General features: G+C 61.5%; 13 protein-coding genes. 7 read left to right on the top strand and 6 right to left on the bottom strand.

Annotation, left to right across the window (positions count from 1 at the left end; all coding sequences use genetic code 11):
* The first annotated feature begins 31 nt into the window (after positions 1–31).
* The 3 genes from AC0R79_RS26505 (at position 32) to AC0R79_RS26495 (ending at position 2,856) form a co-directional block, all read left to right on the top strand.
* Positions 32–1,093, top strand: coding sequence for a Gfo/Idh/MocA family protein (locus AC0R79_RS26505; protein WP_474732369.1), 1,062 nt, complete (start codon positions 32–34; stop codon positions 1,091–1,093).
* A 2-nt stretch (positions 1,094–1,095) separates the two neighbouring features.
* Positions 1,096–1,911 (top strand): sugar phosphate isomerase/epimerase family protein, encoded by an 816-nt coding sequence (locus tag AC0R79_RS26500; RefSeq protein ID WP_474732366.1) that lies wholly within the window; start codon positions 1,096–1,098, stop codon positions 1,909–1,911.
* A 66-nt stretch (positions 1,912–1,977) separates the two neighbouring features.
* Positions 1,978–2,856: a DMT family transporter gene (locus tag AC0R79_RS26495; protein ID WP_007958785.1), complete on the top strand. Its 879-nt coding sequence runs from the start codon at positions 1,978–1,980 to the stop codon at positions 2,854–2,856.
* 60 nt (positions 2,857–2,916) lie between these two features.
* Here AC0R79_RS26495 and AC0R79_RS26490 read toward each other — a convergent pair whose 3' ends face one another.
* The gene (locus tag AC0R79_RS26490; protein ID WP_007958787.1) at positions 2,917–4,254 is read right to left on the bottom strand and encodes an MFS transporter; all 1,338 of its coding nucleotides are present in this window, start codon (positions 4,252–4,254) and stop codon (positions 2,917–2,919) included.
* A 273-nt stretch (positions 4,255–4,527) separates the two neighbouring features.
* Between AC0R79_RS26490 and quiC the strand changes: the two genes are divergently transcribed.
* Both quiC and AC0R79_RS26480 read left to right on the top strand, forming a co-directional pair.
* A complete protein-coding gene (gene quiC, locus AC0R79_RS26485; RefSeq protein WP_474732364.1) occupies positions 4,528–6,429 on the top strand; it encodes a 3-dehydroshikimate dehydratase QuiC in 1,902 nt (633 codons plus the stop codon).
* A 102-nt stretch (positions 6,430–6,531) separates the two neighbouring features.
* Positions 6,532–7,209 (top strand): TetR/AcrR family transcriptional regulator, encoded by a 678-nt coding sequence (locus AC0R79_RS26480; RefSeq protein ID WP_085608724.1) that lies wholly within the window; start codon positions 6,532–6,534, stop codon positions 7,207–7,209.
* Between the two features lie 33 nt (positions 7,210–7,242).
* Here the strand turns inward: AC0R79_RS26480 and AC0R79_RS26475 are convergent, their stop codons facing one another.
* The 3 genes from AC0R79_RS26475 to AC0R79_RS26465 form a co-directional block, all read right to left on the bottom strand.
* Positions 7,243–8,097: a shikimate dehydrogenase gene (locus AC0R79_RS26475; RefSeq protein ID WP_236188814.1), complete on the bottom strand. Its 855-nt coding sequence runs from the start codon at positions 8,095–8,097 to the stop codon at positions 7,243–7,245.
* Positions 8,098–8,102: 5 nt separating this feature from the next.
* Positions 8,103–8,543, bottom strand: a complete 441-nt coding sequence (gene aroQ / locus AC0R79_RS26470) for a type II 3-dehydroquinate dehydratase (protein WP_011336043.1) — start codon at positions 8,541–8,543, stop codon at positions 8,103–8,105.
* Between the two features lie 141 nt (positions 8,544–8,684).
* A complete protein-coding gene (locus AC0R79_RS26465) occupies positions 8,685–9,596 on the bottom strand; it encodes a LysR family transcriptional regulator (protein WP_085608722.1) in 912 nt (303 codons plus the stop codon).
* A gap of 203 nt (positions 9,597–9,799) precedes the next feature.
* Between AC0R79_RS26465 and AC0R79_RS26460 the strand changes: the two genes are divergently transcribed.
* On the top strand, positions 9,800–10,228 hold the full coding sequence (locus tag AC0R79_RS26460; RefSeq protein ID WP_127800030.1) for a DUF4160 domain-containing protein: 429 nt from the start codon (positions 9,800–9,802) through the stop codon (positions 10,226–10,228).
* On the top strand, positions 10,225–10,671 hold the full coding sequence (locus tag AC0R79_RS26455) for a hypothetical protein (protein ID WP_375747921.1): 447 nt from the start codon (positions 10,225–10,227) through the stop codon (positions 10,669–10,671). Before AC0R79_RS26460 ends, AC0R79_RS26455 begins: the two co-directional genes overlap by 4 nt.
* 55 nt (positions 10,672–10,726) lie before the next feature.
* On the opposite strand, the gene trmA is transcribed toward AC0R79_RS26455, so the two are convergent.
* Together trmA and AC0R79_RS26445 are read right to left on the bottom strand one after the other, a co-directional pair.
* Complete coding sequence (trmA, locus tag AC0R79_RS26450) at positions 10,727–11,806, bottom strand: tRNA (uridine(54)-C5)-methyltransferase TrmA (protein ID WP_262159795.1); 1,080 nt, start codon at positions 11,804–11,806, stop codon at positions 10,727–10,729.
* Entirely contained in the window at positions 11,803–13,098 is a 1,296-nt protein-coding gene (locus AC0R79_RS26445) for an NCS2 family permease (protein ID WP_127800026.1), read from the bottom strand. The genes trmA and AC0R79_RS26445 overlap by 4 nt, the downstream gene beginning before the upstream one ends.
* Positions 13,099–13,213: the final 115 nt, after the last annotated feature.

Genomic DNA, 13,213 nt, shown 5'->3' with positions numbered 1-13,213 from the left:
TTTCCCACAACAATCACAAGAGGATCGCACCTTGAACCCGCCCCTTCGAATCGCCCTGATCGGCGCCGGTAACATGGGCCAGCAACATTACCGGCACCTGAAACATCTCACTGAGGCCACGTTATGCGCCGTGGCCGATCCCGGCCCTCAGGCACCGGCCCTGGCGGCGGAGTGGGGTGTGGCGTATTTCGCCGATCACCGTCAGATGCTGGAGCAGAACCGGCCAGACGCAGTGATCGTCGCCAATCCGAACAATCAGCACGTCAACACCGCGCTGGATTGCCTGGCCGCTGGTGTTCCGGTGTTGCTGGAAAAACCGGTAGGCGTGCATCTGGATGAGGCGCGGGAATTGGTGGCGGCGGTGAAGCGCAGCGGCGTGCCGGTGCTGGTCGGCCATCATCGGCGGCACAATCCGTTGATCGTGCGGGCCCATGAACTGGTCAAGGGCGGAGCATTGGGGCGGCTGACGCTGGTGACTGCGTTGTTCCAGTTGCGCAAACCCGACCACTATTTCGAAACCGCATGGCGGCGCGAAGAGGGCGCGGGCATGCTGTTGACCAATCTGATTCACGACCTCGATCTGCTGCGTCATCTGTGCGGCGAAGTGCGTTCGGTGCAGGCGATCACCGACCGTGCGGTGCGTGGTTTTGCCAATGAAGACAGCGCGGCGATCCTGCTGCAGTTCGACGGCGGAGCGCTGGGTACGCTGACCGGTTCCGATGCGGTGGCGGCTCCATGGAGCTGGGAGTTGAACTCCGGGGAGAACCCGGTCTATCCGCGTCAGGCCGATCAGCCGTGCTATTTGCTGGCGGGAACGGGCGGGGCTTTGAGTATTCCGCAACTCAAGCGCTGGCATTACCGCGCCGATCAGGTGGACGCCGGTTGGCACGAGCCGTTGCTGTCGGTCGATGAACCGTTCACGCCTGATGAAGCGCTGCGGTTGCAGTTGCAGCATTTCGTCCGCGTGGCGCGACGGGAGGTTGAACCGCTGGTGAGTGCCGCCGATGCCGCCCGCACTCTGGCGCTGGTCGAGGTCATCCGTGAAGCAGCGGCCAGCGGTCGCGCCACCGAACCTGCGCAGATCGAGGCCTGAACATGAACGAACGAATTCTGTCCCTGGCCAGCCTGACCGTGCTGGAGTTGTCGCCACCCGAGATGGTCGAGGTCGCGGCCCGTGCCGGTTACAGCCATGTCGGCCTGCGGCTTGAACCGGCGACACCCGAGGAATATCACTTCCCGCTGGTAGCCGATGGCGATTTGCGGCGTCAGACACTGGCGCGTTTGCGTGACACCGGAATCGGTGTGCTCGACGTGGAAATCCTGCGTTTGAAACCGCAGACGGTGGTTGCGGATTTCGAACAACTGCTTAGCGTCGGCGCGGAGTTCGGTGCCAGTGAGTTGCTGGTTGCCGGTAACGATCCTGACGAGCAGCGGCTCACCGATAATTTTGCCGCACTCTGCGATCTGGCCGCGCCCTACGGTTTGCATCCGCATCTGGAGTTCATGCCGTGGACCGATGCGCGCAATCTCGAGCAGGCGTTGCGCATCGTCGACAACGCCGGGCGCGAAAACGGGGCGGTGCTGGTCGATGCGTTTCACTTCGACCGTTCCGGATCGCGGCTGGAAGATCTGGCCGGTGTGCCAGCCTCGCGGCTGCGCTATGCACAGTTGTGCGATGTTGCCGGGCCGAGGCCGACGGACATGGCCGAGATCTTGCGTCAGGCCCGCAATGAACGACGGTTTCCCGGCGAGGGTGATTGTGACTTGAGCGGTTTGTTGCGCAGTCTTCCGGCTAACCTTCCCCTGAGTCTGGAAATTCCCACGGTCAAATTGCTGGAGCAAGGCGTGAGTGGTTTGCAGCGGGCGCAAATGGCGATCGACCGGACGCGGGAATTGTTGGCCCGGCTTTAAGTCTGCTTCAAGGGGCGAGGGCGCACGCGTCCTCGTCACCGTTTATTTTTCATTCAGAGAGAGCCAATGACCGTCAGCACTCCGCTTTCCGGCGTCAACCAACCCTTCAAGGGGATCTTGCTGATTGTCGTGGCAACCTTCCTGTTCTCCAGCCACGACGCGCTGTCGAAATACCTTTCGGGTTTTTATCCGATCGTCATGGTGGTGTGGGCGCGGTATCTGGTGCACACGCTGTTGATGGCGGGGATTTTCCTGCCGCAGTCCGGGCTGCGTGTGCTGCGCACCAAACGTCCGTTGTGGCAGTTGGCGCGGGCGTTGTGTCTGCTGGGCACCAGCCTGTTTTTCACCACGGCGTTGCTGTACATCCCGCTGGCCGAGGCCACGGCGGTCAACTTTCTTGCACCGGTGCTGGTGACGGCGCTGTCGGTGCCATTGCTCAAGGAACGGGTGACGCGCGGTCAGTGGATCGCGGTGGTGTGCGGGTTCATCGGTGTGCTGATCATCGTCCATCCGGGCGGTGACTTGTTTACCCCGGCAATTCTGTTGCCATTCTGCTCGGCGCTGTTTTTCTGCTTCTATCAGTTGCTCACCCGAAAGCTCGCGGAAATCGACAGCCCGACCACCAGCAACTTTTTCGCCGGGTTGTGCAACACGCTGGTGATGAGTGCGCTGGTGCCGTTCTTCTGGCAGGTGCCGAGCCTGGGGCATGCGCTGTTGATGCTGGCGCTGGGCAGTTGCGGGATGACCGCGCACCTGTTTCTGACCCAGGCGTTCCGCCATGCCGCGCCGGCGTTGCTGGCGCCGTTCGGTTATTGCCAGATCGTGTTTGCGGGGTTGTTGGGCTGGTTGCTGTTTGCTCACACGCCGACCCTGATGACGGTGATCGGGATCGCGGTGATCTGTTGCAGCGGATTGGCGGCAGCGTGGCAGCAGAGCCGGCGCTGAAGACGTGACCGGCCTGAAATCAGGCCGGTCGGTGCAGGACGGCTTCTCAGTATTGAAGGGCTACTCGGTGACGGTAGGAATCTTGCGCGGTGCCATGAAGTACATCCAGGTCAGGGCAATGAAGTACATCGCCGGGATCAGGGTGAACAGCACGGTGTAGTTGTTGTTGGTGACGGTCAGGATATGGCCGACGATCTGGGTCATGAACATCCCGCCGATCGCCGCGCACATGCCGCCGAAACCGAACACCGTGCTCATCATGTGCTTGGGCGTGTAGTCCATCACCAGGCTCCAGATGTTGGCGGTCCAGGCCTGATGCGCGCCGATGGCCAGGGAGATGGCGGCAACCGCGATCCACAAGTTGGCGGAGCCGGCTGCCATGACCACACCGATGATGCAGCAGGCGAACAGGAACATCGACAGCAGCCGCGCCTTGATCGAGTTCATGCCGCGACCGATCAGGAACGAAGACAGAATCCCGCCGCCCACGCTGCCGAAGTCTGCGGTGACGTAGATGATGATCAGCGGAATGCCCATCTGGGTGACGTTGATGCCCAGGTTGTATTGCTGATTGAGAAACGGCGGCAGCCAGTACAGGTAGAACCAGAACACCGGCGCAGTCAGCGAGTAGGCGAGGGCGAAGGCCCAGGTGCCGCGCATCCGCAGGATCTTCGAGAACGGCACGCGGGCCTGTTCCGGTTCGACTTCTTTCTGGATGTATTCCAGCTCCGACTGTTTCACGCTCGGGTGATCTTCCGGGTTGAAATACTTCAGGCCCCAGAACAGCAGCCAGATCCCGCCCAGTGCCGACATGCACAGGAACGCAGCCTGCCAGCCCCACACGTGAAGGATCAGCGGCAGCAGCATCGGGGTGAACATCGCGCCGACGTTGGTGCCGGCGTTGAAGATGCCGGTGGCCACGGCGCGTTCACCAGCCGGGAACCAAAGGCGCGTGGTCTTCACGCAGGCCGGGTAGTTCGCCGCTTCAGTCAGACCGAGGATGAACCGGCAGACCATGAAACCCACCGCCGAGGTCGCCAGGCCGTGGGCGCCGGTGGCCAGGCTCCAGAGCAGCACCGCGCAGAAGAACACGCGCTTGACGCCGACCCGGTCGATCAGCCGTCCTTGCAGTACGAAGCCGATCGCGTAGCCGACCTGAAACCAGAAGTTGATGTTGGCGTAGTCCATCGCCGTCCAGCTCATTTCCTTGGCGAGGATCGGCTGCATGACGCCGAGGGCGGCGCGGTCGATGTAGTTCAGGGTGGTGGCGAAAAACACCAGCGCCAGCATGCCCCAACGGGTCTTGCCGACGGCCATGGCGCCGCGGATCTTGTCGCCGATGCCACCCGTGGCAGTGCTCATGGCCGGAGCCATGCGGGAAGTCTGTGAAGGAATCATGTGTTCCACCCGTTTTTGGATTTGTTATTTGGTGTGCTTTTTTTGTGCACGCTGCGACCGGTGGTTCAGTTCCGGACTCAAGGTGAGATGGATGTTGGGCAGTGGACGAAAAATCGTCAATTCGCCAAACCGGCATTGTGTTCGATAATCGCACGCAAAACTAACCGGGTAGTACACTTTAAATTGCTCAATGATAAACCGGGACCAATAATTCGCTCACCCTATAAAAGCGGCGCAATTTTCGTAGCCGACGTCTCCACCGGGAGTTGAAACATGCAGCGATCCATTGCCACCGTCTCCTTGAGCGGAACCCTGCCGGAAAAACTCGAAGCCATTGCCGCCGCCGGGTTCGACGGGGTGGAGATTTTCGAGAACGATCTTCTGTATTACGACGGCAGCCCCCGGGAAATCCGGCAGATGTGCGCCGACCTCGGAATCGCCATCACGCTGTTTCAGCCGTTCCGCGATTTCGAAGGCTGCCGCCGCGATCGTCTGGACCGCAACCTGGAGCGGGCCGAGCGCAAGTTCGACCTGATGCAGGAACTGGGCACTGACCTGGTGCTGGTCTGCAGCAATGCCTCCCCCGACAGTATTGGCGATCAACAGATCCTCATCGACGACCTGCGCCTGCTGGCCGAGCGCGCCGGCGCCCGTGGCCTGCGTATCGGTTATGAAGCGCTGGCCTGGGGCCGTCACGTCAATACTTATCAACAGGTCTGGGACATCGTGCGTCAGGCCGATCACCCGGCCCTCGGCGTGTTGCTCGACAGCTTCCACACCTTGTCGCTCAAGGGCGATCCACGGGCGATTGCCGAGATTCCCGGCGACAAGATTTTCTTCGTGCAGATGGCCGACGCGCCGATCCTGGCGATGGACGTGCTGGAGTGGAGCCGGCATTTCCGCTGCTTCCCGGGGCAGGGCGAATTCGATCTGCCGGGTTTCCTCGCACCGATCATCCAGAGTGGTTACACCGGACCGCTGTCGCTGGAAATCTTCAACGACGGCTTCCGCGCCGCACCGCCTCGGGCCAATGCGGCCGACGGTCTGCGTTCGCTGCTGTACCTGGAGGAGAAAACCCGTCAGCGTCTTGAGCAGGACATCCGTCCTGTGGATAACCGTGAAATCCTCTTCGAAACGCCGAAGGCCAGCGAATACAACGGCATCGAGTTTCTTGAGTTCGCTGTGGATGAAAGCCTCGGGGCCAAGCTGTCGAACTGGCTGGAGCGGCTGGGTTTCGTCAAGGCCGGTCAGCATCGTTCCAAGAGCGTCAGCCTGTTGCGCCAGGGCGATATAAACCTGATTCTCAACTCTGAACCCTATTCGTTCGGCCACAGCTTTTTCGAGGCCCACGGCCCGTCGCTGTGCGCCACCGCCGTGCGGGTCAAGGACAGCGCCAGCGCGCTGGCCCGGGCGGTCGCCTATAAAGGTCAGCCGTATCGCGGACTGGTCGGCCCCAACGAGCTGGAACTGGCAGCGGTGCGGGCGCCGGATGGCAGCCTGATTTATCTGGTGGATCAGGAGGCGGATGTCTACGGCACCGACTTCAATCTGCTGCCGGATGCGGTAGCGCGTGGCGGTCTCAAGCGCATCGATCACATGGCCATGGCGCTTCCGGCGGACAGCCTCGACAGCTGGGTGCTGTTCTACAAGAGCCTGCTGGATTTCGAGGCCGACGATGAAGTGGTGCTACCGGATCCTTACGGGCTGGTGAAGAGCCGCGCGCTGCGTAGCCGCGACAGTTCGATCCGTCTGCCGCTGAACATTTCCGAGAACCGCAACACCGCGATCTCACACGCGCTGTCGAGTTATCGCGGCTCCGGGGTGCATCACATCGCCTTCGATTGCGACGATATCTTCGCCGAAGTCAGCCGGGCGAAGGAGGCGGGCGTGCCGCTGCTGGACATTCCGCTCAACTATTACGATGACCTCGCGGCGCGTTTCGATTTCGATGACGAGTTCCTCAGCGAGCTGGCGTACTACAACGTGCTGTACGACCGCGATGCACAGGGCGGCGAGTTGTTCCACGTCTACACCGAGCCATTCGAAGGGCGTTTCTTCTTCGAGATCATCCAGCGCAAGAACGGTTACGCGGGTTATGGCGCGGCCAACGTCGCGGTGCGGCTGGCGGCGATGGCCAAATCACGCAGTGGCGCGGTTCGCCAGGCCAAGTTGTAGGAAATTCGTAAACGCGGGATTAAACACGGGTCGTGCGGCTTCCTTCACTGGGGCGCGCGGCCCATAATCGCCAGCCTGTGCAGTGATGGCCGTGAGCCCGCAATGACGATGACTTCAGAACTTTCCGCAGCCCCCGATCTACCAGCGGTAGAGCCGCGCAAAAGTCGCAAGAACAACCCGGAAAAGACCCGCGAGAATATCCTGCAGGAGGCGATCGTCGAGTTCGTCCAGCAGGGTCTGTCCGGTGCTCGCGTCGACGCGATCGCCGAGCGCATCCACACCTCCAAACGCATGATCTATTACTACTTCGGCAGCAAGGAGCAGTTGTACGTCGAGGTGCTGGAGAAGCTCTACGGCGATATCCGCAGCACCGAAAATCGCTTGCACCTGGCCGAATTGCCGCCGGTGGAAGCGATCCGGCGTCTGGTGGAGTTCACCTTCGATCACCACGATCGCAACGTCGATTTCGTGCGGATCGTCAGCATCGAAAACATCCACAACGCCGAGTACGTGAAGCGTTCCGACGCGATCAAGGCGATGAACAACACCATCCTCGATTCCCTGGGCGAGATTCTACGTCGTGGTGCCGATGAAGGGGTTTTCCGCGCCGGGCTCGACGCGCTGGACGTGCATCTGCTGATCAGTTCGTTCTGCTTCTATCGCGTATCGAACCGCCACACGTTCGGTGAGATCTTTCAGATCGACCTGCCGGACGAAAGCATCAAGCAGCGTCATCGCGAGATGATTTGCGAGTCGGTGCTGCGCTACTTGCAGGCGTGACCGGAGACGAGGGGGCGTCGCCCCCTCACGGTTTTATCCATTCATGCTTTGAAAATGCGCGAGCATTCGCTGCGCATCCGGCACTCTGCCGCTGAACAGTTCAAACGCTTTCACCGCCTGAAATACCGCCATGTTGCCGCCATCCAGGGTTCGGCAACCCAAGGCGCGGGCGTTGCGCAGCAGTTCGGTTTCCAGCGGGAAATACACGATCTCCGCCACCCACAACTCGGGTCGCAGTAATGCCGCTGGCACGGGCATGCCTGGCAATTTGGCCATGCCCATTGGCGTGGTGTTCACCAGGCCATTCGCCTGACTCAGTGTGCTCGCCAGATCATGCCCGGCAACCGCGCGGCCAGCGCCGAAATGCTGGTTGAGGTTGTTGGCCAGACTTTCGGCGCGCTCGACGTCCACATCAAAAATGCTCAGTTGCTGTACGCCTTCGCTCAACAAGGCGTGGGCCACTGCCGCGCCTGCGCCACCGGCGCCCATCTGGACTACACGTTCGCGGGTGACGTCTGGCAGACCGCGACGAAAACCCTCTGCGAAACCCAGGCAATCGGTGTTGTGGCCGACGCGTTTGCCGTCCTTCAGCACCACCGTGTTCACGGCGCCGATGCCTCGGGCTTCCGGAGACAATTCATCGAGTAGCGGGATGATTGCCTGCTTGCACGGGAAGGTGATGTTCAGCCCGGTGTAGTTCATGCGTTCGGCGGCCAGCAGCAGGTCGGGCAGGGCGTTGCTGTCGAGTTGCAGTTGATCGAGATCGATCAGCCGGTACAGGTAACGCAGGCCCTGTTCGTCACCTTCGTGTTCATGCAGCGCCGGGGTGCGGGAGGCCTGGATGCCGGCGCCGATCAGCCCGGCGAGTATCACGTTGTTGCGGTTCATGCGGATCACCCCTTCAGCCGCTGGCTGAAATGTTCCAGAGCCAAGCGATAACCGTGGCTGCCGAAGCCGCACATCACGGCCGTGGCGATGGCCGAGACGAAGGAGTGGTGACGGAACGGTTCGCGGGCATGGACGTTGGACAGGTGCACTTCGATCACCGGCAATTCGCTGGCGACCAGTGCGTCGCGGATCGCTACCGAGGTGTGTGTCCAGGCGGCCGGGTTGATGACGATGCCGGCGCAGCGCTGGCGGGCGCCGTGAATCCAGTCGAGCAGTTCGCCTTCGTGATTGGTCTGGCGAAACTCCACGGCCAGGCCGAACTCTTCGGCGGCGCGCCCGCACAGGGCTGAGATGTCGGCCAGGGTTTCGTGACCGTAGGTCGCCGGTTCACGGGTGCCGAGCAGGTTCAGGTTCGGGCCGTTGAGCACCAGAACGATAGGGGGCATGGGGGCAAACTCCACTTATTGTTTTTGGCTTGGGCCGAGGGTTTCGACCTGTGGAGTTAAATTGTACTAGATGGTTACTTTAATCAATTGCTCTGCATCGACAGCCCGGTTTTGTGTGCGGTGATCGCACACTGGTGCAATTCAGTGCGGCAGCTGCTCGACCAGAAAATCGATGAAAGCCCTGACGCGCAGCGGCATGTGGCGATTCTGCGGGTACAGCAGCGTGAACGGTCGCGAGCGTCCGCTGTAGGGTTTGAGCACTTCTATCAGCGAGCCGTCGGCCAGTTCTTTTTCGACGATGAAGCGATACGTCTGGAACAACCCGGCACCGTGCCTGGCCAGGGTCACGCCACCGAGCACATCGTCCGAGCAGCAGAAATTGCCCTCGGCGAGGATTTCCCGTGGCGCGTCCTCGTCGTAAAACAGCCAGGTGATCCGCCGCCCACTGCTGGGCAGTTCGTACTGAATGCACTCGTGCTGTTCGAGGTCTTCGAGGGTCTGCGGCGTGCCGGCGCGTTTGAGGTAATCGGGGCTGGCGACCATCACCAGCGCTGCGTCTTCCAGATGGCGGGCGATCAGGCCGGAATCGGGAATCGCCCGCACGCGGATCGCCATGTCGTAACCCTCGCCGACGAAGTCGATGTTGCGGTTGCTGATGTGCATGTCGACCTTCACCTGCGGGAAGCGCGCGCGAAAAGCCGGCAGTAGCGGCAGGATCCGATGATGGGCGTAAGTCGTAGGAATACTGATACGCAGGGTGCCGGACGGTTCCTGCTGCTGGCCCATGACTTCCCGCTGCGCCTCGACCAGTTGCGCCAGCGCCTGGCTGCATTCTTCGTAGTAGCGCCGGCCGCTGTCGGTCAGTTTCACGCTGCGGGTAGTGCGCGCGAACAGCCGCACGCCCAGGCGTTCTTCCATGCGTGATACCGAGCGGCTCACCGCTGCCGGCGTCACCGAAGCCGCCTGCGCCGCACCGGTGAAACTGCCGCACTCGGCAGCCAGGCAAAACAACTCGATGCTGCCCAGCTGAAGATCGTCGAAGTGTCGCTGCATGATTGATTACACCGGGGAAAGAATCTTCGTATGTAGCAAATGCGCGGCCGCTGCGAAAGAACTGCTTACCATTTTGCCCGCGGCTTTTTCGGCTCCCGCACTAGGCTCGAAAGGTAACGGCCACAGTAGGCGTTGGCGCCGATGGTCGGATTTGCCAGGGAATGGCAAGTGTTGAAACGTTTAAACCTAACGGATGGGTTAGCATGAAGGTATGCAGTTACAAAGGACTGTCAGTGGTGATCATGTTGCGTGACGAACATTGCCCGCCCCACGCACATGTGGATGCAGGCGCCTGGAGCGCCCGCTTCAAATTCAGCTTCTGGCACAACGGCGTCGAACTGTGGGATGTGGTGCCGTTGTCGCATCGACCGCCGGTCAGCGTGCTTGAAGGGCTGCGCCAGTCGCTGCGTGAAACCGATCATCTGCGGCGGGCCCGCTGGATCTGGTGGACTCGATTGCGCACCGCTTGTCTCGACAATCAGTGGTGGGACGGACAGTCGAACCAGGTGGCGGTGCTGCGGGAGGTCACCAGCACGAGTTTCAGGATCGGATCGGCGTATTACGAGCCGGAGGTCAACAAAACCCTGTTGGCCCTGGTCGGCGCTCACGAAGGAGTGGAAATAGAATTATGAAAACAGTCAAAGCCGCGTTGCACGCGGATCGGCCCGTCACGGAAAAACGTCTGGACGAAGCCGTCGACCGTGGCGGCGTGCGCCGTCGCAGCAGTCTGCAAGCCGTGTCAGTGGCTTTTCAGAAACCCTGCCTGGTGATTCACTTCGAGGACGACAGCGGCGTATTGCTGCCAGTGAATCTCTACCGGGAATTCGATGATTTCGAACCGCAAGACTTCAGCGGATTGCACGTCGGCTTTGCCGGCACCGCGCTGTGCCATGATGGCAAGGACCTGCAGGTTTCCATCGCCGGGATGATCTCGGCCAGTCAGCCGCTGATGGCCATGGCAGCCTCGGTGATCGCTTCGCGCAATGGTCGTCAGAGCAGCACCGCGAAAGCTGAAGCTGCCCGGGCCAACGGCAGGAAGGGCGGGCGCCCACGCAAGATCGATCCCGTGCCATGAGCAGGCACAAAAAAGCCGTCGGTCAGGACGGCTTTCTTGTATCTGGCACCTGCGATCAACGTCGGGTCAACAGGACGCCGGATTCCATGTGGTGAGTCCACGGGAACTGATCGAACAGCGCGCAGCGGGTGATGCGGTGCGTGTCGTGCAGTTGGGCGATGTTGGCCGCCAGCGTCTCCGGGTTGCAGGAGATGTACAGGATGTTATCGAAGCGACGGGTCAGTTCGCAGGTGTCCGGGTCCATGCCGGCCCGTGGCGGGTCGACGAACACGCTGCCGAACTCGTAGCTTTTCAGGTCGATGCCGTGCAGGCGACGGAACGGGCGAACTTCGTTCAGGGCTTCGGTCAGCTCTTCGGCGGACAGGCGCACCAGCGTCACGTTATCCACAGCGTTTTCGGCGAGGTTGCTCAACGCGGCGTTGACCGAGGTCTTGCTGATTTCGGTGGCCAGCACTTTGCGCACGCGGGTTGCCAGCGGCAGGGTGAAGTTGCCGTTGCCGCAGTACAGCTCCAGCAGATCGTCGCTGCGATCGCCCAGCGCTTCGTATGCCCAGTTGAGCATCTTCTGGTTCACGGTGCCGTTGGGTTGGGTGAACGCGCCTTCCGGTTGGCGATAGCTGAATGTGCGACCGCCAACTTCGAGTTTCTCGACCACGTAATCGAGGCCGAGCACTTCGCGCTTGCCCTTGGAGCGACCGATGATGCTTACGCCCAGATCCGCCGCCAGTTTGGTGGCCGCTGCATGCCAGTGCTCGTCCAGCGGACGGTGATAGCACAGAGTGATCATCGCGTCGCCGGCCAGGGTGGTCAGAAACTCCACCTGGAACAGCTTGTGGCTCAGCGCCGCGCTGGCCTGCCAGGCAGCCTTCAATTGCGGCATCAACTGGTTGATGCGCAGGCTGGCGATCGGGAATTCCTCGATCAGGATCGGCGTGCGTTTGTCGTCCTGGGAAAACATCGCGTAATGCCGCTCACCGCCCTCGCGCCACAGGCGGAATTCGGCGCGCAGACGGAAGTTCTGCAGCGGCGAGTCGAACACCGTCGGCTCCGGTGCATTGAACGGGGCCAGCAGGTCACGCAGGCGCGTGACCTTGTCTTCGAGTTGTGCGGCGTAGGCCTGGGAATCAAAAGTCATGCGTTGAACCAACCCAGCTTGATCACGAACAGAATCGACAGGATCACCAGCGCCGGGTTCAGCTCACGGGCGCGGCCGGACAGCAGTTTGATCGCAGTCCAGGCGATGAAGCCGAAAGCGATGCCGTTGGCGATGGAATAGGTGAAAGGCATTGCCAGGGCGGTGACCACGACCGGCGCGGCGACGGTGATGTCTTCCCAGTCTATTTCCGCCAGACCGGAAGTCATCAGCACGGCGACGAACAGCAGCGCCGGCGCGGTGGCGAAGGCCGGCACGCTGGCGGCCAGTGGCGAGAAGAACAGCGCCAGCAGGAACAGGATCGCGACGACGATGGCGGTCAGGCCGGTGCGGCCGCCGGCACTCACGCCCGCAGCGGATTCGATGTAGCTGGTGGTGGTCGAGGTGCCCAGCAGCGAGCCGGCCATCGCAGCGGTACTGTCGGCGATCAGTGCGCGGCCCATTTTCGGCATGTGGCCGTCCTTGCCCATCAGGCCGGCGCGCTTGGCGACGCCGATCAGGGTGCCGGAGTTGTCGAACAGGTCGACGAACAGGAAGGCGAAAATCACGCTGACCAGACCGATGTCCAGCGCGCCCTTGATGTCCAGTTGCAGGAAGGTCGGGGCCAGCGAAGGCGGCATTGAGGTGATACCGCCGAACGGGGTGAAGCCCATCACGATCGAGACGATGGTCACCGCGAGAATGCCGATCAGCACCGCGCCGCGCACTTTCAGGGCTTCAAGGGCAACGATCAGGGCGAAACCGAGAGTGGCGAGGATTGGTGCCGGTTGTTTCAGGTCGCCGAGGCCGACCATGGTCGCCGGGTTGCTGACTACGATACCGGCGTTGTGCAGGGCGATCAGCGCCAGGAACAGGCCGATACCGGCAGCAATCGCCGAACGCAGCGGCAGCGGGATGCTGTTGATGATCCATTCACGGATGCGGAAGATCGACAGTAGGAAGAAACACACGGCCGAAATGAACACCGCGCCCAGCGCTACCTGCCAGGTGTGGCCCATGTGCAGCACGACTGTGTAGGTAAAGAAGGCGTTCAGACCCATGCCCGGTGCGAGGGCGATCGGGTAGTTGGCGATCAGGCCCATGACCGTGGAGCCGATGGCGGCTGCCAGACACGTGGCGACGAACACCGCGCCTTTGTCCATGCCGGTCTCGCCGAGGATGCTCGGGTTGACGAACAGAATGTAGGCCATGGCCAGGAAGGTCGTGACGCCCGCGAGAATCTCGGTCCGCACGTTGGTGTTGTGTGCCTTGAGTTGAAACAGCCTTTCCAGCATGTCTGCTCCCCGTGGCGCGCGTGGCGCCGTGAATGTATCGACCTCAACAGCAAAGCACAGACCGTCGCAAGCGCCTGGAAAATTGTGGTGGGCCGGAAAAAGCCGCGCATCATAC

The organism is Pseudomonas sp. HD57-3, from assembly GCF_056113135.1.
Note: the sequence above shows the minus strand (reverse complement) of the source record. Positions and strands in the feature narration are given on the sequence as shown.

Bases quoted from the DNA above. Each gene is read 5' to 3' on its own strand.
- AC0R79_RS26500 (WP_474732366.1), top strand. From the start codon at position 1,096: ATGAACGAACGAATTCTGTCCCTGGCCAGCCTGACCGTGCTGGAGTTG.
- AC0R79_RS26495 (WP_007958785.1), top strand. From the start codon at position 1,978: ATGACCGTCAGCACTCCGCTTTCCGGCGTCAACCAACCCTTCAAGGGG.
- AC0R79_RS26490 (WP_007958787.1), bottom strand. From the start codon at position 4,254: ATGATTCCTTCACAGACTTCCCGCATGGCTCCGGCCATGAGCACTGCC.
- quiC (WP_474732364.1), top strand. From the start codon at position 4,528: ATGCAGCGATCCATTGCCACCGTCTCCTTGAGCGGAACCCTGCCGGAA.
- AC0R79_RS26480 (WP_085608724.1), top strand. From the start codon at position 6,532: ATGACGATGACTTCAGAACTTTCCGCAGCCCCCGATCTACCAGCGGTA.
- AC0R79_RS26475 (WP_236188814.1), bottom strand. From the start codon at position 8,097: ATGAACCGCAACAACGTGATACTCGCCGGGCTGATCGGCGCCGGCATC.
- aroQ (WP_011336043.1), bottom strand. From the start codon at position 8,543: ATGCCCCCTATCGTTCTGGTGCTCAACGGCCCGAACCTGAACCTGCTC.
- AC0R79_RS26465 (WP_085608722.1), bottom strand. From the start codon at position 9,596: ATGCAGCGACACTTCGACGATCTTCAGCTGGGCAGCATCGAGTTGTTT.
- AC0R79_RS26460 (WP_127800030.1), top strand. From the start codon at position 9,800: ATGAAGGTATGCAGTTACAAAGGACTGTCAGTGGTGATCATGTTGCGT.
- AC0R79_RS26455 (WP_375747921.1), top strand. From the start codon at position 10,225: ATGAAAACAGTCAAAGCCGCGTTGCACGCGGATCGGCCCGTCACGGAA.
- trmA (WP_262159795.1), bottom strand. From the start codon at position 11,806: ATGACTTTTGATTCCCAGGCCTACGCCGCACAACTCGAAGACAAGGTC.
- AC0R79_RS26445 (WP_127800026.1), bottom strand. From the start codon at position 13,098: ATGCTGGAAAGGCTGTTTCAACTCAAGGCACACAACACCAACGTGCGG.